Origin of the sequence: Dyadobacter sp. 22481, from assembly GCF_052044875.1 — a bacterium.
GTDB classification, from domain to species: domain Bacteria; phylum Bacteroidota; class Bacteroidia; order Cytophagales; family Spirosomataceae; genus Dyadobacter; species Dyadobacter endophyticus.
On the sequence record NZ_JBQENV010000001.1, the window covers coordinates 1,864,156 to 1,887,384 of the forward strand.

A 23,229-nucleotide genomic window follows, 5' to 3' on the forward strand; every position below is an offset into this window, starting at 1 on the left:
GGCCTTTAAAACGACAGCATCGCATACTGGCCGGCGAGCTCGGGGTAATGCGCGGTGACCGCCTCTTGCAATTGCGCCCTTGCACGTGCGTACTGCGAGCGGACGGTAGCCTCGTTGATTTCGAGCATTGCAGCGATTTCCTTGTGACTGTATCCGTCTACGGCGTACATGAGGAATACCGTTTTGTAGATCGGTTTCAGCTCGTGAATAAGCTGCATAATTTCACCTGCGGTAATGGCCGAAACAGCGTCGTCGGCAATGCCTGGCTCGGGGATTTCATCGAAAGCCGCCCGCGCAGCGTAATGCTTTTTGTTTCTTCTGAAATAGCTGATTGCATTGTTGACCATCACCGTCCGCAACCACGCCTTGAACGGCTGCTGGGGGTCATATCTTTCCAGGTTATTGAAAACCTTGAAAAAACCTTCATTGAGCACTTCCTCGGCCTCTTCCGGCGAATAGGTATACCTAAGGCAAATGCTTTTGGCATAACCAAAGTACTTTTTAAACAAAATATGCTGTGCCTGACTGTTGCCCGCAATGCACGCCGCAATCACCGAGCGAAAGTCGTTCGGATCAAAAATGATTTTATTCAGGAATTTGAGCATACATTCTTGCTTTTCAATGGATCATTCAGCGGGTCTCTCTGTTGCTTCCGGGACTGCCCGTCCGGAACAACACAATACAAAGAGAATCGATGTGAACCGCGAATAAAAGCCGGATGGACGGAGAGCCTGAAAGTGTAGCTGAATGGCCCGTTTTAGCCGATAAACCGGCCGGTAATCTCGGCATTTCCGCAACCGCGACGACCTGTCGTCAAAGAGTGCCCGTTTAACCGGCAAAAACCTCGATACGTCGAAACAACGACCCGGCGTGAACAAATACCGCTATTTCCCTGCTATTTTTACACCGATGACCAGAGAAAACACAAAAGGCGGCGTAGTGGTCGCGATGCATTTGCTTGCGTGGGCTTTGCTCGGCTTTGTGCTCGTGTTTTACCAGCCATTGTCTTGGAGCGTGAGTCTGCCTGCCGTATTTTGGGTAAAACAATTCCTGAACTTCGGGCTGCTGGCAGCGCTGTTCTATTTCAACGCGCATTACCTGGTACCACGTTACCTGCTGGAAAACAGGATTTTCGTGTTCATTCTTTGGGTCGTTGCATTGGTCATATTAATGCTGGTAGTGAGCAAACTGGCTGATCAGCAACTGGAAATACGCCGGCATATGGAACACATAATGCCACGCCCGAGGCATCGCGGTGGGCCGAAGCCGCGGCATCTGATCGACGGGATTCTATTGATGACTACGCTTCTCGTAATAGGTGTGAGTACGAGCATGGCTGTGATCCAGCGCTGGCAGGCGGATGCACGTTTGCGCGACACCGTTGAAAAGCAGAATATTACCTCCGAGCTGGCGCTGTTGAAGGCACAAATCAACCCGCATTTCTTTTTCAATACTCTCAATAATATATACGCGCTGTCTTACACCAACGTCGAGGAGTCGCGCGAGGCGACGCTCACGCTCTCACGTATGATGCGCTATCTGCTCTACGAAACGCAACAGGACGTGGCCCCGCTCAGCCGCGAGTTCGCATTTATCGACGATTACATAGAGCTCATGAAACTGCGCGTGCAAAGCAGCAGCAATGTGCAGTACACCCGCGACGAGCCGGTCCCCGACTACCCCATCGCGCCGATGCTGCTGCTCCCATTCATCGAAAATGCATTCAAGCACGGCATAAATGCCTCGCAGCAATCCGAAATCGGGATTAATGCCGGGTTATCGAACGGTGAATTAAAGCTTCACGTAGAAAACCATATTTTCCCCGTACAAAACGTGGCGGGTGTGGAAAGCGGCGGGATAGGCCTCGCCAATACACGCCGACGCCTCGACCTGTTGTACCCCGGGAAACACCGGCTGGAAATCCAAACCGACGAAAGCGCGAATACTTACACCGTAGACCTGACCATCAACCTGGCGTAAACCTAACCCAATATGACCCTGAATTGCATTACCGTTGACGATGAACCGCTCGCATTGGGCCTTGTGAGCTCATTTGTGGAGCAAACGCCGTTTTTGCATTTGCACGGCAGGTACATCAATGCACTGGACGCGCTGCAAGTAATTACAAAGGAAAACATCCATCTGGTTTACCTGGATATTCAAATGCCTGAACTAACCGGTATGGAATTGGCAAAAGTGCTCAGCCAGAACCCGGATACTAAAACGCGGATCGTGTTCACGACGGCCTACAACCAGTTTGCGGTGCAGGGCTATGAGGTCGATGCACTGGGTTATTTGCTCAAACCATTCGGTTATAACCAGTTCCTGGCGACGGCCATGAAGGGTAAAAAATACTTCGAAAATCTTCGCGAGGGATCCAGCGAGCCGGAACTGGATTCGAGCGAAAACTATCTGTTCGTCAAATCGGATTACAAGCTGGTGCGGATTGATTTCGATTCGATCCTTTTCATCGAATCGTTCAAGGATTATGTCAAAATCCACCAGGCTGTTGGCAGCCCGGTGATTTCGCACAGCAGTCTCAAGGCCATTGAGGAAAAGCTGCCCTCAGCTAAATTCATCCGCATTCACCGGTCGTTCATAGTGGCCGTCGGCAAAGTGGATTCCATCAGCAAAAGTGCCGTACACATCGGCAGCGTGGACATTCCGGTCGGCGATCTTTACAAGGATGCATTCAAGGAGCTTTTGGTGAAGTGGCAATAATGCATTTCAGAACTTGCGTGTAAAACTCAACGCCACGCCCGATTTTCCGTTCGCCTCCGGGAAGCTGCGCAAATCCCAGGCTGCGCGTTTTTCGATTGCTTTTTTGTTGGAGACAATGTTCCAGATGCTCATTCCGACTGTGAGTGACCCGAGGGCCATATTCACCATCGAAACGCCGCGCTGTGAACTGCTGCCGTAACCCGTAGTGCGCAGCATTCCGCCGCCGTCTATTTTCTTTTTGAACCCAATTATGCCCAAAGTGATCTGGCCTGTGCCTCCTATGATGCCGAGCGCGGGAGCACCTCCACGCATTGATCCTGTGGCGATTTGAATGCCGTTCACGGTCGTAGAGGCGACGTTCACGCCCATCAGCAACGTTGAGGAAATGGCATATGCCGGTTTCACATTATTGACATTTTGAGCGCCTCCCGGCGAGTATTGCGGCTGAATCATTGCGCATTCTTCCTTGCTCAACCCGCTTTCCGCGATCCATTCGTCTACTTTGACGTCCTTCATTTCAAATATCGTCGCGTATTTGTGGCGGCTGTTAATATCCTCCGCTGCCGCCCTTCCGGCTGTTTGTTCGACCAGATAACCCACGGCGCAAATGGTGCCGTTCTGATCGATGAAGCAAGGTTTACGTTCCTTAAGTTCATAGTTTTTCGGAAAAACTCCGGCAGTCCGGTATTCATGCAAAAGATCGAGCATATGCAATCGTTTACTACGCATTTCGACCGACAATTTTGACACATCGCGCATTCTCAATTCTTTTTCCGCATATTCAAGATGTGCGGCAATGCGGAGGTTATCGTCGGTATCGGCATCCGGAGCGGTTCCGTATTTTTTCTCGAAACTAATGTCGCCAATGATCGGGTTGATGGTCCCTTTCGTGCTACGGCGCTCTATACACACGAATAGAAATAAAAGTATTGCAAAAACGGTGGTAACAAATGTTTTCATGGCTGCGATATTTAGTGGTAGTCACATTTCGCAGGTATTGACAGATTTTGGGGTGGTTAGCGTTGCATTAATGCGTGAATTTTGAATGCGCCTTGGCTACCGACTCTACCAACCCGCGCATATAACCTATTGCGAACAATGCGCCGTAGTTGCTGTAACCGGCGTGTTCGTTGCTGTCGCCTACTACGGTAGGCACGTGGTCCGGACGCATCGGGCCGCGGAACCCTACCTCATAATAGGTTTTCATGGCTTCGTACATGTCGGTTTTACCGTCGTCGTGGAAGGTTTCTTCAAAGTTATTTTTATTGCCACGGACGTCGCGAAAATGTACGAAGTGGATCTTTTTGCGGCTACCGAAGTACTTGATCACCGAGGGAATATCCTCGCCCATGGTCGCGAACGTGCCCTGGCATAACGTAATACCGTTACTCGGGCTGGGTACGATTTCGATGAGCCGTTTGAACGCATTGGCGGAGGTCATAATCCTTGGTATGCCCTGGATTTTATCCACCGGCGGGTCGTCGGGGTGTAACGCAAGCTTCACGCCCACTTTTTCGGCTTCCGGCACCACAGCTTTGAGGAAGTATTCGAGGTTCTTCCACATCGTTTCGTGGGTAAAGTCGCCGTATTTGGTAAGCGGTTTGTCCTTCACGTCCTCATAGTCGAACGTGCTTACGAGCGCCCCTCCGCGTGAGGGCTTGTCAAGTTTGGTCCTTGCCCAGCTGATGACCGGCATCCAGTTGTAGCAAACCGTATCGATTCCGGCTTTCGAAAGGTTTTGGATAAACTTAATAAAAGTCTCTATTTCCTCGTCTTTGCCGTCGAGCCCCAGCTTGGTTTTTTCGTATAATGACGGCGGCCCTTCGATAACCCGATAAGTGATCCCTTCCTTTTTCCAGAAATCGCGCACAGCCACAATAGCCTCATATTCCCAGTTTTTGATGTTGGTAAGGCCGACGCTCTGGGGATTGATCCCTCCTACCGCGCCCAGCACATTCATTTGCTTCGAAAGCGCGATGCGGTTCGGATCGATGCCGAAAAAGTGTGCGAGGCAGAACTGCATGCCGCCATCCTGCGCATATGCCGCCGCCCGGGCCGTTGTAACGGCAGCGGCGTGTGCTCCCAATCCCACGAGTGAGCTCGAAAGCGCGGCAGAGGCCGCTACCGCGCCGTTTCTGATAAAGTTCCTGCGTGAATTTTCCATCTTGTGCGATTATTTGTCCCACCAGATACGCGTCATGAACACATCGGGCCCCTGCCTGTCGATCGCCGTTTTGAAGTTCGGGTTAATGCCCTCTTCGCTAAGCGGGTAACGCAGTCGACGCGGTATCTGGCCATTGGTGTCGTTGCCCAGGTAATTGACAGGCGTCAGCACCGGATAACCCGTTCTGCGCCAGTTGGCATAGCCTTCGATATGGTTAAAAGTGCTGGCCGACAGCAAATATACCTCCGTGTGGATCGCATTCATTTTTGCGGCGAGCGTTCCTGCTTCCGGATACGGGTTTTTGGTCGCATAGGCGGTGATATCCGCAGGGGAAATAGTCGCATTCGCCCACGACATCTGTGCCAATGCGGCCGATTGCCCTTCCTGGAATGCAGCCTTTGCATTGCCGGTAGCCCACCCACGTTCTATCGCCTCCGCTTTGAGCAGCTGCGCTTCGGCGTAGCTCATGTAAATCCACGGCAGTGCGATACCGATCACGCCTGTTGCGGGACGGGAATAGTTATCGAGGTTCTTTTCGTCCAATGCGGAAAGGGCAGTCGCATCGGTGGCGTTGGGCAGGCCACGTTGCTTCGCTACGCTGTTGTCCCCTCCTTTGATCATCGAAATAACGGACAGACGTGGGTCCTGACGCTCTTTCATCATATCGATCAGCGTCTTGGCCCATTGTACGCCCGCATTGGGGATATTGGTTACATTGGAGCCGCTTGGGCCGAGTATCCATGAGTTCGGGTTAGAGTTGATCTCCGCGCCGGTGTTGGCGAATTTCACGGCAATGGTTTCTGTATTTCCCGTAATCAGTCCACCGTCGATCGCCTTTCTCGCCCAAAGCTGCGCACTGGCCGGATCTGCCTTTTGAATGCGCATCGCGAGACGCAGCATGAGCGTGTTCGCTGCGCGTTTCCATTTGTCGAGGTCGCCGCCGTAGATATAGTCCGCCGCTTTGGGAGTGTATTGCGCTGCATCAAATGCCTTACCGGCCTCTTCGAGTTCTTTCAGCATATCCATGTAAATGGCCTGCTGCGCATCGTATTTTGGTGAAAAATTGCCGTCGATAAAGCCTTTTCCTGCCTCAAAATACGGGATGTCCCCATACAAGTCGGTCGTGCGCGAGAATTCCATGACCTTGATAATGCGCGCCATCGAGAGCACATTCACGTTCTTGGGGTCCTGCTTGGCCACCTCGATCAGGTTTACCATGCTTTTGACGGCAAAGGTGTAGGAGTTATCGAAAAACGCGGAGTTGATCTCGCCCAGAAACGTATAAAAACTGCCTTTGTAAAATGTCGCATCGATGGACGACATCTGCTGTATCAGGCAAGCCGCATATCCGAAGTTCGCGCGCCATGCCTTAGATGCCGGGCCGCTGGCCGAGCCTGTCAGCAGCAGTTGAGACTGCCCGAGCAGGTAGTCTACCGGCACATTGCTTGGTGCGTTCGGGTTCACATTTATTTTCTCAAAATCCTTGGTACAAGCGCCCGCACCGGCGATTAATGCAAGACATATGGTTAATTTTTTAAGCATGATTTCTCTTTTTGAAGGATCAGAATTTCAGGTTCAGGTTAACACCATAAGAGCGCGTCGGCGGCGTGCCGGCAAACTCCACGCCCTGTGCATTGCCGTTATTATAGGTCGCTTCCGGATCAATCACCGGCACTTTTTTCATGAGTACCGCCAGGTTGCGCCCCACAATGGAAACCGACGCGCCCTTGAATGGCAGCTTGCCCAGAAAACGGCCGGGAATGGTGTATTGCAGGATGATCTGACGTAGTTTGATAAAATCCGATTTGTAAACAAACGGCGTGGCAATAGCCGAGTACCAGTTGCTGTAATAGGCTTGCGCGGGCGCCTTAGCGGTATTTGGCTCACCCGCCTCCGTAACACCTTCGCCGGTCACGCCCCCTTCGCGGCCGACCAATGTAGCCTCGTGCAAACCAAAACGATAGGCCAGTGCATTCGTCCCCGAATAAATGTAGCCTCCGAATTTACCATCCACGAGCACGCTCAAACTAATGCCTTTGTAATTGAACGTGTTGTTCAAGCCCAATGTGTAAGGCGACACGCCCGAGCCGAAAGTCTTGATATTACCAGCCATGGCCAACCCCTGGGAGTTGTACACGACATTACCGTTCGCATCGCGTTTGAAATCGTAACCTTTGATCTGGCTGTAAGGTTTGCCCACGTCCTGGTGGATGAACGCCGAACCCGGCCGTGATTGATCCACACGCAGCGTTTGCAGGTCGTCGTACAGGCTCAGCACCTCGCTGGCATTGTAACCCATATTGAAAGAGGCATCCCAGGTGAACTGCTTGCCGTTCACAATGGTAGCGCCCAGCAAAAGTTCGACACCCCGATTGCGGATCGCACCTACGTTGAACAATGCACTCGTGTAACCAGATGTTTCTGAAATAGTGGCGCTTACTATATCGTCGGTCGTTTTACGATCGTAAACTGCGAGATCTACATTAAGAATATTATTGAACAATTTAGCCTCTAAACCCAATTCAGACACAGTGGAAGTCAGCGGCTGCAAACCGCCGTTTGGTACACGTGTACCGTTGATCTGCGCCAATGCAGAACCCAAGTGCGCGCCGCTGAGCGAGTAATACAGCGACAAGTTGTAAGGGTCCGTATCGCCTCCCGCCTGCGCCCACGATCCGCGAAATTTGAGGTAATTGATCACCGAAGGCATCTTCAAAGCTTCCGAAGCCACAAAACTCACACCGAACGACGGATAGAAAATGCTGTTTTTGCCTTTCGCAAGCGTCGAAAACCAATCGTTGCGTGCCGTGGCCGTTACGAAAAGATAGTTGTTGTACGAAAACTCCGCCGAGCCGTAAACCGAGTTAATGCGTTTCTCAATGTAAGCTTCGGTAACCGTGCGCGCCGCCGGATCGATATTGGAAACGTCGTAGAAGAACGGGATATTAAAGCTGTTGTTGGCCGAAACCTCGTTGAGGTTGGTCACCTGCTTCATCATATTACCGCCGAAAAGACCATTGAATGCAAACTTCTCGCCAATTTTCCGGTTGATGCCTACCAAAAGCTCCTTGTTGGTTTCGGTAAATTCGCGCAGCGACGACGTGTAGCTTCCCCTCAGTACATAACCTGTTCCGTAAGGCTCGATACTTTTGTAGCGGTAATTGAAATTGTCAAAACCAATGCGGCCCTTCACGTACAGCCAGTCGTTAACCGTGTATTTGGGTTCGAAAGAAGCGATTACACGCTTTTTGTTGTCATCTTGCTGGTACTGCCCTGTCGCGAAATAAGGGTTTTGAGTGTATTGATTATCCGACCAAACCTTTTCATTCCCATTCGCATCGAACTGGGCGTTTTTGAGCACATCCACATCGAGAGACGTCGGAAGCACGTACATCGCAAAGTTGGCGTTCCCCGGCGAGTCGTTTACGCGGGGCCGGTTATGGTTTTTCTCGATAATGTATTTCGCATTTGCTACGAACGAAATCCGTTTGCCGAGGTTACCATTTGTATTCAATGCGAAATTGTTCCGGCGAAGGGTATTGTTTGGCAGCACGCCCTTGTTGTTCAGGTCGTTCATCGAAAGACGATAGGTTACCTTTTCGGTAGCGCCAGTCAATGCGATGGAGTTGGTAAATGTAGTTCCGACATCGTAAAACTTGCGCAAATTGTCCTTAGCTGCCACGTACGGGCGCTGCGTGCCGTCGTAGTTCATCGAATTGCTGCCATCCAGGCGACCACCCCAGCTGTTTCGCGTGGCGGTTTCGGCCACGGTTGTAGGTTTCACACCGTTGCTGCCCAGGCCGTATTCATATTGATAATCTTTGTATGATTTGAACAACAGATCCTCGGCCAAGAAGTTACTGTTCACCTCCACACCGATGCCCTTATCGGCTTTCCCGCCCTTGGTTGTCACCAAAATAGCGCCGTTGGAAGCCCGGGAGCCGTACAATGCGGCTGCGGTAGCACCTTTCAACACGCTGATGCTCTCAATTTCATCGGGATTTAAACTGGAAATACCGTCACCACGGTCGGAACCGGTCCAGGAGCCTTCGCGGTTGGCACCAATGGCGACCGAACCGAGGTTATCATTATTAATAGGAATACCGTCTACGATGATCAACGGCTGGTTATTGCCCGAAATAGAGCCATTACCCCTGATCACTATACGCGACGAGCCGCTTGGGCCTGTGGCAGTGCTGGAAATGTTCAGACCGGCCACTTTACCCACGAGGCTGTTCGCAATGTTGGTCGATCGCGCCTGCGTAAGGTCTTCGCCCTTTACCTCGGAAATGGCGTAACCCAATGCCTTCTTCTCCTTTTTGATCCCCAGGGCAGTTACTACCACTTCGTCCAGGGTTTGGGTCTCAACCGCCATTTTTACATCCAGTACCGAGCGCTGGCCAACGGTTAGCTCCTGTTTCTTAAAGCCGATTGAAGTAAAAACGAGCACCGATTCAGCGGAAGGCACATCGAGCTCATACCTCCCATTCACGTCCGTATTGGTACCGTTAATAGTACCCTTCACCAGCACGTTCACGCCGGGAAGACCGTCCCCGCCGGCATCCGTTACGGTACCGCTTACCTTGATTTCCGCTACCAACGCGCGGTTTCCAGCCAATACCTGCATTTCCCCTACCGATGGCCTGCCGCCGATAGCCGAAGTCTCGATCCTCCTCGGCAAAATCATGTAGGCGTTCTTCCGGACTTTCTTCAAAGTCAGGTTTGTCGATTTCAGCAATGCCTCCATGTTCTTTTCTGCCGACACGTTTTTGTCGAACACAAAATCCGGGACAGTAATGCCACTCATTTGGCTCTCTTCGAAGAGAATATCGGCATTATAATATTTTTTGAGTTGCAAAAGCACGTCGAGCAACTTCACCTGGTTGGTGGTCTGTTCCGGCGGGAGCATGCGGTTTTTATGCGCGTTGAAGGCCAGCACCTGGGCGTCCAAAGGCGGCGCCGCGGTTAGCATCAGGCCACAGCAAACAAATGACAGTAGTGATCTTTGTTTCATACGGGGATCTGGATAGGGATATAAAAGGTCTTTATTTCTGCAAAATCAGGTATGCCTCGCCGTCACGCGCCAGGCGGAAATTGAACAGCTCGGAAAGCAACGACAGCAGCTCCTCCCCGCTCTCGGGCTGGAATGTGCCGCTCACGGTACGGTTAGCAAAACGGTTGTCTTTGATCTCCACTTTGATACCGTAATGCTCTTGCAACTGGCTGGCCACTTCCGACAGGGGTGTTTTGTCGAAAATAAAGCGGTTACCCGTCCAGGCAGTCAGTTTCTGAGTATCGGCGTTAGGTTTTACGACGGGCTTTTTCGCCGATTTCTCCATTGTAACCAGGTCGCCCGGCTTCATCACCAGCTCTTTTCTCTGTTGGCCCTCAGAAAACAGCACGTGTACCTTGCCCTTTTTCAGCAAAACCTTTCCGCCTTTCTGCCGCGTGTACACCGAAAACTCCGTGCCCAGCACCATAACCTCGAAACTATCGTCGGTTTTAACCATAAACCGCTTGTTATCGATGGTGTGGGTTACATTAAAAAACGCCTCTCCATTTAGTTTCACTTCGCGGGTGTCTTCTCCAAAACCAAACCGCGGGACCTGCATCGAGGTGTTGGCATTTAGTATGACTTTCGTGCCGTCAGACAGCTCAACCGAACGTGTCTCGCCAAAATCAGTCGCGTAGGTTTTGTACAGAATCTGGTCGCGGCCTATCCAGGCCGACATACCAAGCACAAGCACAGATGCCGCGGCTATCAACCAGTTGCGACGGCCCGTCCGGTCCGCCTTCACATCCGCGAGCTGAACCTCTTCCCCCACATTCGATGGTCCGACAGTTCGTGGTCCGACAGTTCGTGGTCCGACAGTTCGGTTTTCGCGCATGTAGCGCACATAAGCTTCGTAGCGTTCCTCGCCGTCAGGCAGGAACTGCGGCGACTGTGACTGCCATTCGGCGAGCCATTGGAAGTACAATTCCTGGTTTTCGGCATGGGTCAGCCATCCGGCGATCAGCCGTTTTTGCGCCGGGCTTGCATGGCCGGCGAAATATTGGAACAGGAGTGCTTTGTTTACTGACAATGTGTTCATATCAGTGTTTTTAAATATCGAATTGTGTTAAGGATGTTTCAGAAGTGAATGCTCAGCTAAAAACCGACGCGAGGGCGAGCAACCACGACCAATGGCCTTGCAAGCCCTGCCGTAATGCGCTCAATGCCTTGCTGATATGCCCTTCGACCGTCCGGCTCGACAGGTTCATCTCCGTGGCGATCTCTTGTATCTTTTTATTTTCGAAACGGTTGAGCATGAATACCTTCTGGCATTGCGGTGGCAGCTGCGCCACGAGGTAATCGATACGGCCCGCCAGCTCTTCGAAATACATCAACGCCTCCGGCCGCTCGGACGAGGCGACGTCGTAATGCGGCATCAGCTCGAATGAATCGGTGTTTTTGAGCTCGCTGGCGAGGAAGTTATAAGCCCGGTTTTGCACCGACTTGAAAAGATAAGCCCGGTAAGACGACTTCACGGATTCGTACGACCGGTTTTTCCAGAAAGCATAAAACATCTCCGAAACCAGGTCCGCAGCGGCGTCTTTGGAATACAAAAATCGCACCGCATAGGAACACAACGGACTGTAATACAGCCTAAAAAGCAATGCACAGCCCTCCTCGGGGCTTTGCTCGAATGTCTTACGGATAAAAAGCTCGCGGTCGTCCGCGACCCGGTCGTCCGCGACCCGGCCTCCCTCCTTTTGTTCCTCCCCGCTTGTTTCCCAGGAAGCCCCTTTCTCATTATACTCCGAACCCGGCGATGAAAGCATTGGTAAACTTTAAATACAAATGGGTATACTGCTAAAACAGGCTTTTAGTAATAAGACAGGAAAGGCAGGGAGGACACGCGGTCAATTGATCTATTATTTTAAAAAATTGCACTATTCGATACCTTTTGTGTCGGAGCGACGGAATTTGATTGGCGTGATTGCCAGTATTTTATAATGTCTGATTTACTGATTGGGATAACCGAAAAAAATGCAGATTTTTTCGGGGTAATGCAAAACGACCGCCGACGGTAAGGAGTCGGCGGTCGAGTCGAAAGGATTGTGCGAAGGTGCCTTCAGAAGGTAATCCCTGTCGTCACCTGAATTGTTCTTACCGTCGGAATAGTGTATTCCGAGCCTGAGAATGGCTCATAAAAAGTTTCCTTTTTCTTTAACAATTGCAGCACCCGGACGGTAATAGGAATGGTTACCTTTCCGACATCAACCTGCACCCCTGCGCTTACCAACGCTGAAAACCTTCGTTCTTTGCTAGAAACGGTCTCCCAATCGCCGCCGATGTCGTAACATCCGGCATTGTCACAAAACGTACTTTTGAAATACCAACGGTTCCATACATTCCAAACAGTGCCGATTTCCGCAAAAGGACGGACTTTGCCACCCGTAATGGTGTACCTGACCAACAGCGGCAAATAGATGGCCCTGGTTTTGGATTTTGTTTTGGAATAAGACGCGGTTCCTCTGGTACCAAATTCAGTGGAAGTTCTGGATCCCAAGAAATACGGTTGTAAATGTAATGACCATCCTTTGGGAGAATTTTGCAGACGATAGCCGAGGTCGACGCCTGTCATAACGCCTGGAACCGCATCGAAACCGGCAGTTTTCGGTACGTAAATTGTGAAGTTTGGCCCCGCCACCGCGCCAAAATGCCACCGCGGGAACCTATCCGTCGACTGACCGTACACAAAGGTTTGCAATGTGATAATCAATGTAATAGAGAAGGGAAACAATTTCATGGCTATGCAGGATTTATTTGTAACCTACTGACACTTAAATGTAGATATTTATTACATTAGAAATGCGGATATTTTATATTTTTTCATTAAATAATATGAAATATACAACCGCATCAAATCCGGGTATGCTCACAAATTATATTCTACAAATACTGCCATGGCATTCAACATCAAACAAATCACCCCACAGCTACTGGTATTTGACCTGGAACACGCTATTTCTTTTTATGTACAGCGATTAGGCTTCACGCTGGCATTTCGCTATGAAGATTTTTATGCGGGTATTGAAAAGGACGGGCATGCTATTCATCTAAAAAAGGACACCGATGCTCCGGAACAAAAGCATGTGCAAATGCCCAACGAAAACCTTGACTTGATTTTTTTAGTTGACAATCTTGCCACACTCTTTGAAGAAATAAGTGTCAAGGACATTAAAATCGTCCAGCCGCTCCGGCAGATGCCTTATGGAGCGGAGTTTTACATCGCTGATCCGGACGGGCATGTGATCGCTTTCATGGAGTAGGATCTATTTCCCCCAAAGTTGCTTGCCTGCGAACGCCCTGTATTCAAAATGGCCCTTTCGCGCGACATCCTGCCCATATGCGAACACGGGCAGGATGGCAATTATGATTGTGTACAGGTGTCTCATAGACTTTCAGTTATTTTTTGTAACCGGAATGACACCTGAATGATAACTTTCGTTGTATCAGCTAGGCTTAGCGGGATGGTCGTGCCCTGCTCGTTTGGCATAAATGATTACCTGACGATGCCTGACTACAAGTGACAAACGTTACCCGCTGCCCTACCCCAACTCCTCCAACACCTTTTCCAACAACGCTTTCGTCTGCCGGATCCCCTCGTCGTTCGTAGGTTTCGTCATGTCACCACCCATGTCGCGCATCAAACCCCCTTCATATTCAATGCCGACGATGCCGTTGTTCCAGCCGGACTCTTTAATGATCTTGAACATTTTGATAAAATCTGTCTCAGGATCGTTGCCATTCGCATCGAACTGGTGCGTTTTGGCGCTGATACCTTTGGCATAGGGCATCATTTTGCGCACACCCTCGTATTTTTCATGTTCTTTCACGCATTTCGTGGCCATAATACCTTTGATATCCTGCGTTTCCGGCTTGCTTCTTTCGGCGCAGAAGTTACCAAAATCGGGCAACAGGCCTTTGTTAGGCGCTTTTAGCTGCTTCATCACACTTACAAGCCAGTCAGGATCGGTGGAAACACCGAAATGGTTCTCGACAATCACGTTCAAACCCGCTTTGCCGGCGTATTCGAGCAGCTTTCCATAGCCATCTACCGCCGCCGTTGCAAGTTGAGCAGGCGTGCCTTCTTCTTTTTTACCCGACATCATGGCCATCGCGTCGCCCAGGTTTACGCGGATTGCCGTGCAGCCGAGGAATTTCGCGGCATCCACCCACGGGTAGTGTGCCTCGACGGCCTTTGCGCGTGCCGCATCGTCTAATGCTGTCAGGTTTTCACCGTCGACCATAATGAGATGGTTTTTCATGCCCAGATCGTCGCAGCGTTTTTTCAGCTCGTTCAGGTAAGTCTGGTCCTTATGTTTGTTATTGAAAAAACCGGAAACGTATTCAAGTATCGTAATGTCGTAATCGTTCTTCGCGCGGGCGGGAAAATCCATATTGGTCATTTTGCCGCTGAAAAGCTCGGAAGCAAAGGAGAACTCGGCCAGGGAAATGCTGAAATTGAATCTGGCCGCCGGTGCGGCTGTTAATGAATCGATCGAAACGAAACCGAGCCCGGCGGTAGCAAAGCCCAGCTGCCCCAAAAATTGACGACGTGAATTGTTCATGAGTAGATTAGTTAGAATTGAGAATCATTTCGAAATAAATGTGACCGAAAACGGGACAAACAAGGCACCTTTCGCATTGTCGTTTTTGAAAACAAAATACAGGTCACGGGTACCGCTTTGAGGAGAGATGGGCACGTGGAATGGCTTGGGCGGAGTTTTGGAAGTAAATGCACTGGCGTCGTCAGTGGGCGGGATCCACTCGGTTTTACCCAGCAACGCACCGTCGGGCGAGCCGTCGTGTACTTCCACGATGCCGCCCTGTGCATTGAGCTGATCCTTCGGCGCGGCCACGACCATATCGAGCGCGGTAATGTCGGTCAGGTCAATACCTTTGAAAATGGCCTGGGTATTAGGCTGCGTGACAATCAACAGGTTGTTTTCACCCATTTTGAAGCGCATGATGTTTTTCGAAGCATCGTCGGCATTGCCGAAAAGCAATGTCGGGCTCTTCAAAACGAGCGTTTCTTCGGTCGTTTGGGAAGGCATTCCGTTAGCACCTTCGTCGGTGTAGCTGGCTCTGAACTTATAAATGCCCTTGCCGGCATCGCCACCGTCCGGGATTTTGGCGATCACCTCCCCGGCAGGTTGCAGCATTTGCGGGGCCTGTTTTTGAGTGGCCAGGCTCAGAATATACTTCACCATCTGCCCCGCTTCCGGTAACCCTATCGACGGGTGTGCCGACATCGCCGTTTCACCCCAAACACCCGCGCCGCCCTTGATGATCTTGTCGGAAAGCGAAGCCACCGCATTACCGTCCGCTTTGTATTTGGTTGCGACGTCGATAAATGCCGGGCCAATTGATTTTTTATCCGTAAAATGGCAGGCTTTGCAATCGCTTTTTTCGATCAATGTCTTCCCGGCCATAAAAGTTACGGGGGCTTCCTGGTGGCCGCCCGCATTGGCCGCCAGCTTATCCTCTGCATCCTGGTAGGCCGCTGTAATCATCACTTTTGAGGCCATGATAGTGTTTTTCTCCAAGCTTCCATCCTCCTTGTCAGTCACGTTTACTTTGTAACGAAGGGGTTTATCAGGAAAGAAAAAGGTCTTGTTACCACCCGTCAGTTCGAGCGAAACCTGTGGCGGCTCGTTTCCTGCCTGCACGGTCAGGGTTTGCGCGTCTTTCAGTCCCTTGGAATCGGTTACTGTGAGCAAAACTTTGTAGATACCCTTCTTTTTGAATGTAAATGCAGGATTTGGTTCATTCAAAACGACCGGTGCGGCGCCGTCGGCAGCGGCAATTTTCCATTGATATTGCAAGGTATCTTTATCAAAATCTTCGGTCCCGGCAGATGAAAACTGTACCTTGAAAGGCACCGCGCCAGCCTTCTTATCTACCGAAGCCATCACCGCGGGCTTACGGTTGCCGCCATTGTACTCGATCCGCACCAGTTTCGACTCCGGGTTACCCATAAACCAGCCCTGACCGTATTCGAGTATGTACAAATCCCCATTCGGCCCGAATGCCATATCAATCGGATGTTCCAGTTTCAGGTTCGGCAGGAAGCGTTCCATTTTGACATAATCACCTTTCGGACTAAGTGTTACAGCCATGATCCAGTCGCGCATCCATTCGTAGACGAACAGTTTCTTATCGTAGTAGGCCGGAAATGCCCGTTTTGCGTCCTTGAAATGCTCGGCATAATAGACCGGACCCGCCATCGCGCTACGCCCGCCCGAACCGAGCAGTGGAAAACGCTTGGTTTCGGCAGCCGTGTACCAGATCAGCGCTTTTTGCGCGGGCGGCAGGTCCGTCAAACCGGTATTGTTCGGTGAATTGTTGATCGGTTTTTCCGGGTTGAATTTCTCGCCCGAGTGCTTTGTCTCGAAATTGAAATCCCAGTAAGCCTTGTTATCGCCCACGAAATAGGGCCAGCCGTAATTACCGGCCTTACGCGCCTGCCCGAATTCGTCCTCCGCCGCGGGCCCGAGGCCGGTCGAATCCTTGCCCGCATCCGGCCCCACATCGCCCCAGTAGAGGTAGCCATTCTTTTTATCCACCGAAATGCGGTAGGGATTGCGATGGCCCATCGTATAAATCTCCGGCCTCGTTTTGGAGTCATAGGAACCCGTCGCATTCTTTGGAAACAGGTTACCCTCCGGAATCGTATAGCTACCATCCGCCTCGGGACGAATGCGGATGATCTTTCCACGCAAATCGGCCGTATTCGAGGAGGATTTTTGGGCATCGAACGGGCTGCGGCCCGGACGCTCGTCGATGGGCGCATACCCGTCCGACGCCCTTGGGCTGGTGTTGTCGCCTGTGGAAAGGTAAAGATTGCCTTGTGCGTCCCAGTCGATCGAGCCGCCGGTGTGACAACAATTGTCGCGCTGCACGGGAATGCGCAGGACTACTTTTTTGGAAGCCAGATCGAGTACATTACCCTTCAACTCGTACCGCGCCAGAATGTTTTCCGGCGTGCTGCCGGCAGGTGAATAATAGAAGTAAATCCAATGGTTTTTCGCAAAACCGGGGTCGATATTGACACCCAAAAGACCGTCCTCGGCCTCGGAATCGTCGCTATACTTCGTGCTGACGGGTATAGTGGCGATCACCGTCGTCTTTTTGGAAACCGGACTATACAACTTCACCGCCCCGTGCCGCTCGATAAACAATACGCGCTCGTCGGGAAGTACTGTCAGTTCTAATGGCTCGTTGAGGTTTTCTGTGAGGACGACCTTCCGGAACCGGTTTTCCTCAGGCACCTGCGCGTGAGCGAACGTAGCCCAAAGCAGAATGGAGAAAAGTGTAATGGTTTTGTTCATGAAGCAGATGTTGTTAGTTAGGTTTGTTATGTGGAAAAACTGAATGTGTATCGTTGCTGTCAGCCTGAACGGACCGGGCCGCTGAGCGGTCAAGGCACTATGTACAATGCCTCCGACTCCGCTCCTGACACGACAATGGCAAGTATTTCATAAAAAATTGAATTTTATCAACCCAAAATATTGATACAATGATAAAGAAAATTTTCTTTGTGTAAAATTTACGCATTGAAAATTTTTCTCATTGTCAGCCTATTACCGATGGAGCACAATTTGAAGGAGTTTTTTGACAAGACGTTGAAGGAGGTTTCGCTCGACTGCACTGTGTTCGGCTTTCATGAAGGGGAGTTGAAAGTGCTGTTGCTACGTTGGAAAGGCACCGACGAATGGAGTCTGCCGGGCGGGCATATCCTGCTCGACGAATCCGCCGACGATGCCGCCAACCGCATTCTCACCCAGCGCACCGGTTTGAACGATGTTTACCTGCAACAGTTCTATACATTCGGCAATGTGAACCGCTACGTTTATCATCCGGAAAAAGAACTGCTTCAAAAACTGGAAGTAACCTTCGGAAAAGGCTTTTTCGAAGGTATTATCTTCCGGCGCGTCGTATCCATCGGCTATTTCGCGCTCGTAGAATTCGCCCAGGTGCAGCCTACACCCGACTGGTTCACAGACGAATGCCGCTGGTGGTCGCTCGCCGACGTCCCGAACCTGCTGTTCGACCACAATGAAATGATCGAACGTGCATTGAAGGCCCTCCGCCAGCGCACCCGGAACCATCCGATAGGCTACAATCTTCTTCCCGAGAAATTCACCATGCCCGAGCTTCAAAGGCTATACGAAACCATCCTCGACCGCCAATTCGACCGCCGCAACTTTCAAAAACTGCTTATGAGCTACGACATCCTCGAACGCCTGGACGAAAAGCGCGTCGGAGCCGCGAACAAATCGCCGTATCTGTACCGGTTTGTAAAAGAGAAGTATGAGGCGGCGGTTTTAGAGGGGGTTTCGTTTTCGATGTGATTTTAAGGGAGGAAGGAGAATGGAGGAAAGGGAGGAGGAAGTTATTTTACAGTTGGATCCGCATTGGTTGAACGGCAATTTAGTGCGCAGTTCCCTTCCTCCCCTCCCTTTCCTTCCAAAAACCAGTAACATTCCCCCACCCACACCTTTTATTGCCACCAACTTCCTAAACCAATCATCATGCCCCAATCCACCAACCGCCGCGAATTCCTTAAAACAGCCGGGCTTACTACCCTCGGTCTTACCGTTTTACCAAATTTGATCACGCGTGCTGCGCCGAGCGATCGCGTGCGCATAGCGCACATCGGCTTGGGTGGGATGGGGAATAACCATATGAAGTGGTTTGCCGATCTGCCCGATGCGGAGATCGTTGCGCTTTGCGATGTAGATGAGCTGCATCTGGGCGAGACAAAGCAGCGGCTGGAAGCGATGAAGCCGGGTATCAAGGTGGATACTTACGGTGATTTCCGGCGCATTCTCGAAAGGAAGGATATCGACGCCATTACCGTGGCAACGCCCGATCACTGGCATGCGCAGATCGCCACGCTGGCGTTTCAGGCGGGAAAGGATGTGTATGGCGAAAAACCGCTTTCATACTGTTTGAAAGAAGGCAAAATGATGCTCAAACAGCTAGAAAAGCATGACCGGATCTTCCAGATGGGTAACCAGATCCATGCGGGCGACAATTTCCACCGGGTTGTGGAGCTGATTCAGTCAGGTTCGATTGGCAAGGTCCATACGGTGCGGCTGTGGAAGAAGCCAAGTACCAAAGAGTTGGGTTCGCCTACGGTGCAGCCGGTTCCCAAAACCTTGAATTGGGACATGTGGCTTGGCCCTGCGCCGTTTACCGAATATATTCCCGAGAAATGCCACTTCACTTATCGCTATTTCCTCGACTACTCGGGCGGTGAGTTTGCGGATTTCTGGTGCCATATTGCCGACGTGATGTATTCGGCGATCCATCCGACCGGCCTGACGAAAATCAACGCACGGGGCACCGCCTACGAAGGCATCGCCGACGCGCCCAAAACGCTCGACGTCGACTATGAATTTGATGGTTTGAAAGTGTATTGGTCGTCCAACCCACCCGACGTGCCCGGCGCGGCCGACCGCGGCATCGGGGCATTCTTTGAAGGCGATAAGGGCACGCTCATTTGCGATTACAACACCCGCGAGCTGACGATCAACGGCGAGAAGATGAATGACATTGCTTCCGTGCCCATTACCAATCCGCGCTCGCCCGGGCATCAGCAGAACTTCCTCGACTGCGTCAAATCTCGCAAGCAACCGGAGTCCAACCTCGCCTATGCGCGCGAAATGACCATTCCAATGCATTTGGGACTGATTTCCTATCGGTTGAAACGGGAGTTGACGTGGAATGCGAAGAAGGAAAAGTTTAGCGGCGACAAAGAAGGGAACCGTTTGCTATCCCGCAAGCCCCGGAAAGAATGGGACCTTACCTAATGTAACCATTGATAGATATTTTTGTATATTGGCAATAGATAAACAGCCATTGCCATGAGACAACTCCTGCTAGCTTCTGCCATTTTCAGCACTTTGCTATTCGGCTGCAAAGATTCGCCTGCGCCGGTTGACGATATGCCTGCGATCCAAAGTATTTCTTTCGAGGGCCTACCCGCCAAGAACGTGACTTTTGATGCCCGCAATTCGGTGATTACCGTCAGGATGCCGGCTGTGCTGGACGGTGGCCTGAAACCGGTCATGAAATTGACGGAAGGTGCGCAGGCTATTGGTTTGCTTTCAGACGGCACGATCGATATTTCTGCTTTTTGTTTCTGTATTAAGCCGACAGAAACTCCTATACTGCGAATCGGTAACCAGACGAAAACCGCTACTTATGTACTGCATATTGTCCCTACCGGGCCGCTCGCGCCCCAGGACATTTATGAGGAAACTACATTCTCGCGGAAAACCGGTGTTTTGAAGATGAGCTTGCCGGTTAAAAATCTTTATAATAACGAACGCATTGACGTGATTTCCTTCAAAAGTGAAGATGGAAAGAGCAGTGCACGAATTTATGCTGATGGCGCCTGTCTCACCGGTTGCCGTGCCGAAGAGCCCAATCGCATTGCTATCACACTCTACTCGCCAATCGACCGGGAGCTCAAACCCGGTAAGTATGAAATCGAAATCAAGGGCATGAAATTTCCGCAGCGGTTGGTCGTCGTTGATTAACCGTATGCATGGAATTTAATGCATTTCGCAGGGGTTGTAGAAGTTAGGTTGTCCTACTAAAAAACAAAGTAGGCAACTGAACCATACTTCATCCAACAAATGCAAAAATTCATCCTATTATTCCTCATCGGTGCATGCTCACTGCCGGCATTAGCCCAACCCAAATGGAAGCTCATCGCCGACGAGGAGCAGATCCGTATCTATTCCTCGGCGGTTCCTGAATCGAAAATAAAGGCTATCAAGGTAGATTGCGTGGTGGACGCATCGCTCTCGCAGATGGTTGCGCTGCTGCTCGATGTAGAGGCCGGCACGCAATGGGTTTACAAAACCAAGTCGTGCACGCTTCTCAAACGGGTCTCCCCTACTGATTTATATTATCATTCTGAAATAAGCCTGCCGTGGCCGCTCGATAACCGCGATTTTGTGGCGCACCTGGTTACCCGGCAAGATCCGGTGACAAAAGCGGTCACTATCGACGGGCCCGTTGTGGCCGGCATGGTGCCTGTCAAAAAGAATGTGGTCAGGGTCAGTGATTCGAAAGGTCGCTGGGTACTCACGCCGGCCGCCGGGAAGGTACGCATAGAATACATGCTGCATACCGATCCGGGAGGCTATTTGCCGGCCTGGGCAGTGAATGCATTTGCCGCAGAGGGGCCTATGGAGACATTTAAAAGTATGAAACAGCATCTCAAATTGCCGAAATATAGAAATGCCTCCCTTACATTTATAGCCAATTAGCAGGGTTATACAATGTAAAAGAAAAATAGAATGAAAATCAGAAGTTACGAGCTGTTCCAGGTACCTCCCAGATGGTTGTTTTTGAAAATTGAAACCGATGAAGGCATTGTCGGATGGGGCGAGCCGGTGATCGAGGGCAAAGCTGCCACAGTGGCGGCAGCGGTGCACGAGCTCATGGAATCGCTCATCGGCAAAGACCCGCTCGATATCGAAGGCCATTGGAATACGATGTACCGGGGCGGCTTTTACCGCGGCGGACCGATCCTGATGAGCGCCATCGCGGGGATCGACCAGGCGCTGTGGGATATCAAAGGCAAGTTCTTTAATGCTCCTGTTTATCAACTGCTCGGTGGCAAATGCCGCGATAAGATCAAAGTGTATTCCTGGATCGGCGGCGACAGGCCGGATGAAGTGGCGGGAGCAGCGCAAGAATGTTTCGACCGCGGTTTCAAAGCCATTAAAATGAATGCAACCAATGAAATGCAGTACATCGATTCATTTGAAAAGATCGATCTGGCTATCAAAAGGGTGGCATCGATCCGCGAGAAACTAGGTTACGGACTGGAAATAGGCGTAGATTTTCACGGACGCCTGCATAAGCCGATGGCCAAGGTACTTGCCAAAGAATTGGAACCGTTCCGGCCGATGTTTATCGAAGAACCAGTGCTGTCGGAGAATAACGAGGCTTTACGTGAAATCGCCGCACATACTTCCATTCCTATCGCGACGGGCGAGCGGATGTTTAGCCGCTGGGATTTCAAAAATCTGCTCATGCACGGCTATGCAGACATTATTCAGCCCGACCTCTCCCACGCAGGCGGCATTACCGAATGCAAGAAAATAATTTCCATGGCCGAGGCGTTCGACGTGGCCGCGGCGCCGCATTGCCCGCTCGGCCCTATTGCGTTGGCCGCATGCTTACAGGTGGATGCGACTTGCCACAATGCATTCATTCAGGAACAAAGCCTTGGTATCCACTACAACCAGGGCAGTGACCTGATGGACTACCTGAGTGACAGAACGGTATTTGACTATCACGACGGCTTCGTCAATATCCCCTCCGGTCCCGGCCTCGGCATCGAAGTCGATGAAGCGCAGGTCCGGAAAATGGCAGCGATCGGCCATAACTGGAAGAACCCGTTATGGACGCATGAGGACGGTAGCGCGGCGGAGTGGTAGAATAAAGGGGAGGAAAGGGAGGATGGAGGTTCCTCCCTTTCCTCCATCTAACCAAATGCCACTCTAATTGCCCTTTCGACAGGCGAGATACCGTCAAGAGACAAATCTTCCCGCAACAACAACGGCGGCTGTGCCATAAATTTCGGCTCAGCACCGCGGTGTGTTTGGGCCGCGTGGACGATGAACGGGTGGCAGAGGTAAACCGTACCCGCCTTGCCGGTTGCCATTGCGATCTCCCTTTCGGGCATGGCATCCAGCTTGCCGGCAATCTCCATAAATGACAGTCCTGCCTCGCCTGCGGGCAGCAATGCACGCGCGATGTCCGCGTGCGAACCTATACGTATACGCGTAGGCGCATCGCGCTCGCCCACGTCCGAGTACAGGAAGAGCATCAGCAACCCGCGGCCTTTCGAATTTACATTGACACGCCATTCCCAAAAATTGGCCGGATCATCGCCCGGGAAGCTGGCGTCGACGTGCCAGCCTGTATCGCCGGGTTCTTCCTCCACCGGGAAACGAACCGGAAATGTGCCCATACTACGACAAGGGAGCCATTTGCTCGGCCCAACTAACTGATCGAAGGCAGCATGCAATACCAGCGTATTGGCAGAGGTGACGAATGGCTCCTGTGCGTACATCCCGAGTCTGATCACGGGTTTTGTCCATGTGGCAGGGTCATACCGGTCGAGGCCGAGGTCGCTCCATAAAATATCCCTTACCTCGGCTGCAATTTGGCCAGAGAATGCGTGATCGATGCGGATAAAGCCCTGGGTAATGAATTGATCTATTTGTTGTGTACTCAGTATTCCTTCCATAGGATTTCAATA

The 23,229-nt window shown here is 51.2% G+C and carries 20 protein-coding genes; 8 read left to right on the top strand and 12 right to left on the bottom strand.

Annotated elements, in window-relative coordinates; genetic code table 11:
• Window positions 1-5: 5 nt before the first annotated feature.
• Entirely contained in the window at window positions 6-605 is a 600-nt protein-coding gene (locus ACTJJJ_RS07190) for an RNA polymerase sigma factor (protein ID WP_188929193.1), read from the bottom strand.
• Between the two features lie 265 nt (window positions 606-870).
• Here ACTJJJ_RS07190 and ACTJJJ_RS07195 point away from each other — a divergent pair, with 265 nt between their 5' ends.
• The gene (locus ACTJJJ_RS07195; protein WP_229221394.1) at window positions 871-1,980 is read left to right on the top strand and encodes a sensor histidine kinase; all 1,110 of its coding nucleotides are present in this window, start codon (window positions 871-873) and stop codon (window positions 1,978-1,980) included.
• Window positions 1,981-1,992: 12 nt separating this feature from the next.
• Window positions 1,993-2,721: a LytR/AlgR family response regulator transcription factor gene (locus tag ACTJJJ_RS07200; RefSeq protein WP_188929191.1), complete on the top strand. Its 729-nt coding sequence runs from the start codon at window positions 1,993-1,995 to the stop codon at window positions 2,719-2,721.
• A 6-nt stretch (window positions 2,722-2,727) separates the two neighbouring features.
• Here ACTJJJ_RS07200 and ACTJJJ_RS07205 read toward each other — a convergent pair whose 3' ends face one another.
• The 7 genes from ACTJJJ_RS07205 to ACTJJJ_RS07235 all read right to left on the bottom strand — a co-directional run bounded on the left by ACTJJJ_RS07205 (window position 2,728) and on the right by ACTJJJ_RS07235 (window position 12,678).
• Entirely contained in the window at window positions 2,728-3,681 is a 954-nt protein-coding gene (locus ACTJJJ_RS07205; protein ID WP_188929189.1) for a hypothetical protein, read from the bottom strand.
• Between the two features lie 67 nt (window positions 3,682-3,748).
• Window positions 3,749-4,885, bottom strand: coding sequence for a mannonate dehydratase (locus ACTJJJ_RS07210; RefSeq protein WP_188929187.1), 1,137 nt, complete (start codon window positions 4,883-4,885; stop codon window positions 3,749-3,751).
• 9 nt (window positions 4,886-4,894) lie between these two features.
• Entirely contained in the window at window positions 4,895-6,427 is a 1,533-nt protein-coding gene (locus tag ACTJJJ_RS07215; protein WP_188929185.1) for a SusD/RagB family nutrient-binding outer membrane lipoprotein, read from the bottom strand.
• A gap of 19 nt (window positions 6,428-6,446) precedes the next feature.
• Complete coding sequence (locus tag ACTJJJ_RS07220; protein ID WP_426294281.1) at window positions 6,447-9,899, bottom strand: SusC/RagA family TonB-linked outer membrane protein; 3,453 nt, start codon at window positions 9,897-9,899, stop codon at window positions 6,447-6,449.
• Window positions 9,900-9,930: 31 nt separating this feature from the next.
• The gene (locus ACTJJJ_RS07225) at window positions 9,931-10,977 is read right to left on the bottom strand and encodes a FecR family protein (protein ID WP_188929183.1); all 1,047 of its coding nucleotides are present in this window, start codon (window positions 10,975-10,977) and stop codon (window positions 9,931-9,933) included.
• A 52-nt stretch (window positions 10,978-11,029) separates the two neighbouring features.
• The gene (locus tag ACTJJJ_RS07230; RefSeq protein ID WP_188929181.1) at window positions 11,030-11,707 is read right to left on the bottom strand and encodes an RNA polymerase sigma-70 factor; all 678 of its coding nucleotides are present in this window, start codon (window positions 11,705-11,707) and stop codon (window positions 11,030-11,032) included.
• Between the two features lie 293 nt (window positions 11,708-12,000).
• Window positions 12,001-12,678 carry an outer membrane beta-barrel protein gene (locus tag ACTJJJ_RS07235; RefSeq protein WP_426294280.1) on the bottom strand — a complete coding sequence of 226 codons (678 nt, stop codon included), beginning with the start codon at window positions 12,676-12,678 and terminating at the stop codon, window positions 12,001-12,003.
• Between the two features lie 157 nt (window positions 12,679-12,835).
• Here ACTJJJ_RS07235 and ACTJJJ_RS07240 point away from each other — a divergent pair, with 157 nt between their 5' ends.
• On the top strand, window positions 12,836-13,201 hold the full coding sequence (locus ACTJJJ_RS07240) for a VOC family protein (RefSeq protein ID WP_188929177.1): 366 nt from the start codon (window positions 12,836-12,838) through the stop codon (window positions 13,199-13,201).
• Between the two features lie 3 nt (window positions 13,202-13,204).
• Here ACTJJJ_RS07240 and ACTJJJ_RS07245 read toward each other — a convergent pair whose 3' ends face one another.
• The 3 genes from ACTJJJ_RS07245 to ACTJJJ_RS07255 all read right to left on the bottom strand — a co-directional run bounded on the left by ACTJJJ_RS07245 (window position 13,205) and on the right by ACTJJJ_RS07255 (window position 17,266).
• A complete protein-coding gene (locus tag ACTJJJ_RS07245; RefSeq protein ID WP_426294279.1) occupies window positions 13,205-13,327 on the bottom strand; it encodes a hypothetical protein in 123 nt (40 codons plus the stop codon).
• A 153-nt stretch (window positions 13,328-13,480) separates the two neighbouring features.
• Complete coding sequence (locus ACTJJJ_RS07250) at window positions 13,481-14,503, bottom strand: sugar phosphate isomerase/epimerase family protein (RefSeq protein ID WP_188929175.1); 1,023 nt, start codon at window positions 14,501-14,503, stop codon at window positions 13,481-13,483.
• A gap of 24 nt (window positions 14,504-14,527) precedes the next feature.
• Entirely contained in the window at window positions 14,528-17,266 is a 2,739-nt protein-coding gene (locus ACTJJJ_RS07255; RefSeq protein ID WP_426294278.1) for a PQQ-dependent sugar dehydrogenase, read from the bottom strand.
• Between the two features lie 258 nt (window positions 17,267-17,524).
• On the opposite strand from ACTJJJ_RS07255, the gene ACTJJJ_RS07260 reads away from it, so the two are divergent.
• The 5 genes from ACTJJJ_RS07260 to dgoD all read left to right on the top strand — a co-directional run bounded on the left by ACTJJJ_RS07260 (window position 17,525) and on the right by dgoD (window position 22,402).
• Window positions 17,525-18,289, top strand: coding sequence for an NUDIX hydrolase (locus tag ACTJJJ_RS07260; RefSeq protein ID WP_188929170.1), 765 nt, complete (start codon window positions 17,525-17,527; stop codon window positions 18,287-18,289).
• A 180-nt stretch (window positions 18,290-18,469) separates the two neighbouring features.
• On the top strand, window positions 18,470-19,753 hold the full coding sequence (locus ACTJJJ_RS07265) for a Gfo/Idh/MocA family protein (protein WP_426294277.1): 1,284 nt from the start codon (window positions 18,470-18,472) through the stop codon (window positions 19,751-19,753).
• Window positions 19,754-19,807: 54 nt separating this feature from the next.
• Window positions 19,808-20,485, top strand: a complete 678-nt coding sequence (locus tag ACTJJJ_RS07270) for a hypothetical protein (RefSeq protein WP_426294276.1) — start codon at window positions 19,808-19,810, stop codon at window positions 20,483-20,485.
• Between the two features lie 99 nt (window positions 20,486-20,584).
• Complete coding sequence (locus ACTJJJ_RS07275; protein ID WP_426294275.1) at window positions 20,585-21,223, top strand: START domain-containing protein; 639 nt, start codon at window positions 20,585-20,587, stop codon at window positions 21,221-21,223.
• A 30-nt stretch (window positions 21,224-21,253) separates the two neighbouring features.
• Complete coding sequence (dgoD, locus tag ACTJJJ_RS07280; RefSeq protein ID WP_426294274.1) at window positions 21,254-22,402, top strand: galactonate dehydratase; 1,149 nt, start codon at window positions 21,254-21,256, stop codon at window positions 22,400-22,402.
• A gap of 47 nt (window positions 22,403-22,449) precedes the next feature.
• On the opposite strand, the gene ACTJJJ_RS07285 is transcribed toward dgoD, so the two are convergent.
• Entirely contained in the window at window positions 22,450-23,217 is a 768-nt protein-coding gene (locus ACTJJJ_RS07285) for a phytanoyl-CoA dioxygenase (RefSeq protein ID WP_426294273.1), read from the bottom strand.
• Between the last annotated feature and the right edge of the window lie 12 nt (window positions 23,218-23,229).

Coding starts and splice junctions, on each gene's coding strand:
- ACTJJJ_RS07265 (WP_426294277.1), top strand. CDS start 18,470: ATGCCCCAATCCACCAACCGCCGCGAATTCCTTAAAACAGCCGGGCTT.
- ACTJJJ_RS07260 (WP_188929170.1), top strand. CDS start 17,525: ATGGAGCACAATTTGAAGGAGTTTTTTGACAAGACGTTGAAGGAGGTT.
- ACTJJJ_RS07190 (WP_188929193.1), bottom strand. CDS start 605: ATGCTCAAATTCCTGAATAAAATCATTTTTGATCCGAACGACTTTCGC.
- ACTJJJ_RS07215 (WP_188929185.1), bottom strand. CDS start 6,427: ATGCTTAAAAAATTAACCATATGTCTTGCATTAATCGCCGGTGCGGGC.
- ACTJJJ_RS07285 (WP_426294273.1), bottom strand. CDS start 23,217: ATGGAAGGAATACTGAGTACACAACAAATAGATCAATTCATTACCCAG.
- ACTJJJ_RS07205 (WP_188929189.1), bottom strand. CDS start 3,681: ATGAAAACATTTGTTACCACCGTTTTTGCAATACTTTTATTTCTATTC.
- ACTJJJ_RS07270 (WP_426294276.1), top strand. CDS start 19,808: ATGAGACAACTCCTGCTAGCTTCTGCCATTTTCAGCACTTTGCTATTC.
- ACTJJJ_RS07200 (WP_188929191.1), top strand. CDS start 1,993: ATGACCCTGAATTGCATTACCGTTGACGATGAACCGCTCGCATTGGGC.
- ACTJJJ_RS07220 (WP_426294281.1), bottom strand. CDS start 9,899: ATGAAACAAAGATCACTACTGTCATTTGTTTGCTGTGGCCTGATGCTA.
- ACTJJJ_RS07250 (WP_188929175.1), bottom strand. CDS start 14,503: ATGAACAATTCACGTCGTCAATTTTTGGGGCAGCTGGGCTTTGCTACC.
- dgoD (WP_426294274.1), top strand. CDS start 21,254: ATGAAAATCAGAAGTTACGAGCTGTTCCAGGTACCTCCCAGATGGTTG.
- ACTJJJ_RS07230 (WP_188929181.1), bottom strand. CDS start 11,707: ATGCTTTCATCGCCGGGTTCGGAGTATAATGAGAAAGGGGCTTCCTGG.
- ACTJJJ_RS07275 (WP_426294275.1), top strand. CDS start 20,585: ATGCAAAAATTCATCCTATTATTCCTCATCGGTGCATGCTCACTGCCG.
- ACTJJJ_RS07225 (WP_188929183.1), bottom strand. CDS start 10,977: ATGAACACATTGTCAGTAAACAAAGCACTCCTGTTCCAATATTTCGCC.
- ACTJJJ_RS07245 (WP_426294279.1), bottom strand. CDS start 13,327: ATGAGACACCTGTACACAATCATAATTGCCATCCTGCCCGTGTTCGCA.
- ACTJJJ_RS07240 (WP_188929177.1), top strand. CDS start 12,836: ATGGCATTCAACATCAAACAAATCACCCCACAGCTACTGGTATTTGAC.
- ACTJJJ_RS07235 (WP_426294280.1), bottom strand. CDS start 12,678: ATGAAATTGTTTCCCTTCTCTATTACATTGATTATCACATTGCAAACC.
- ACTJJJ_RS07255 (WP_426294278.1), bottom strand. CDS start 17,266: ATGAACAAAACCATTACACTTTTCTCCATTCTGCTTTGGGCTACGTTC.
- ACTJJJ_RS07210 (WP_188929187.1), bottom strand. CDS start 4,885: ATGGAAAATTCACGCAGGAACTTTATCAGAAACGGCGCGGTAGCGGCC.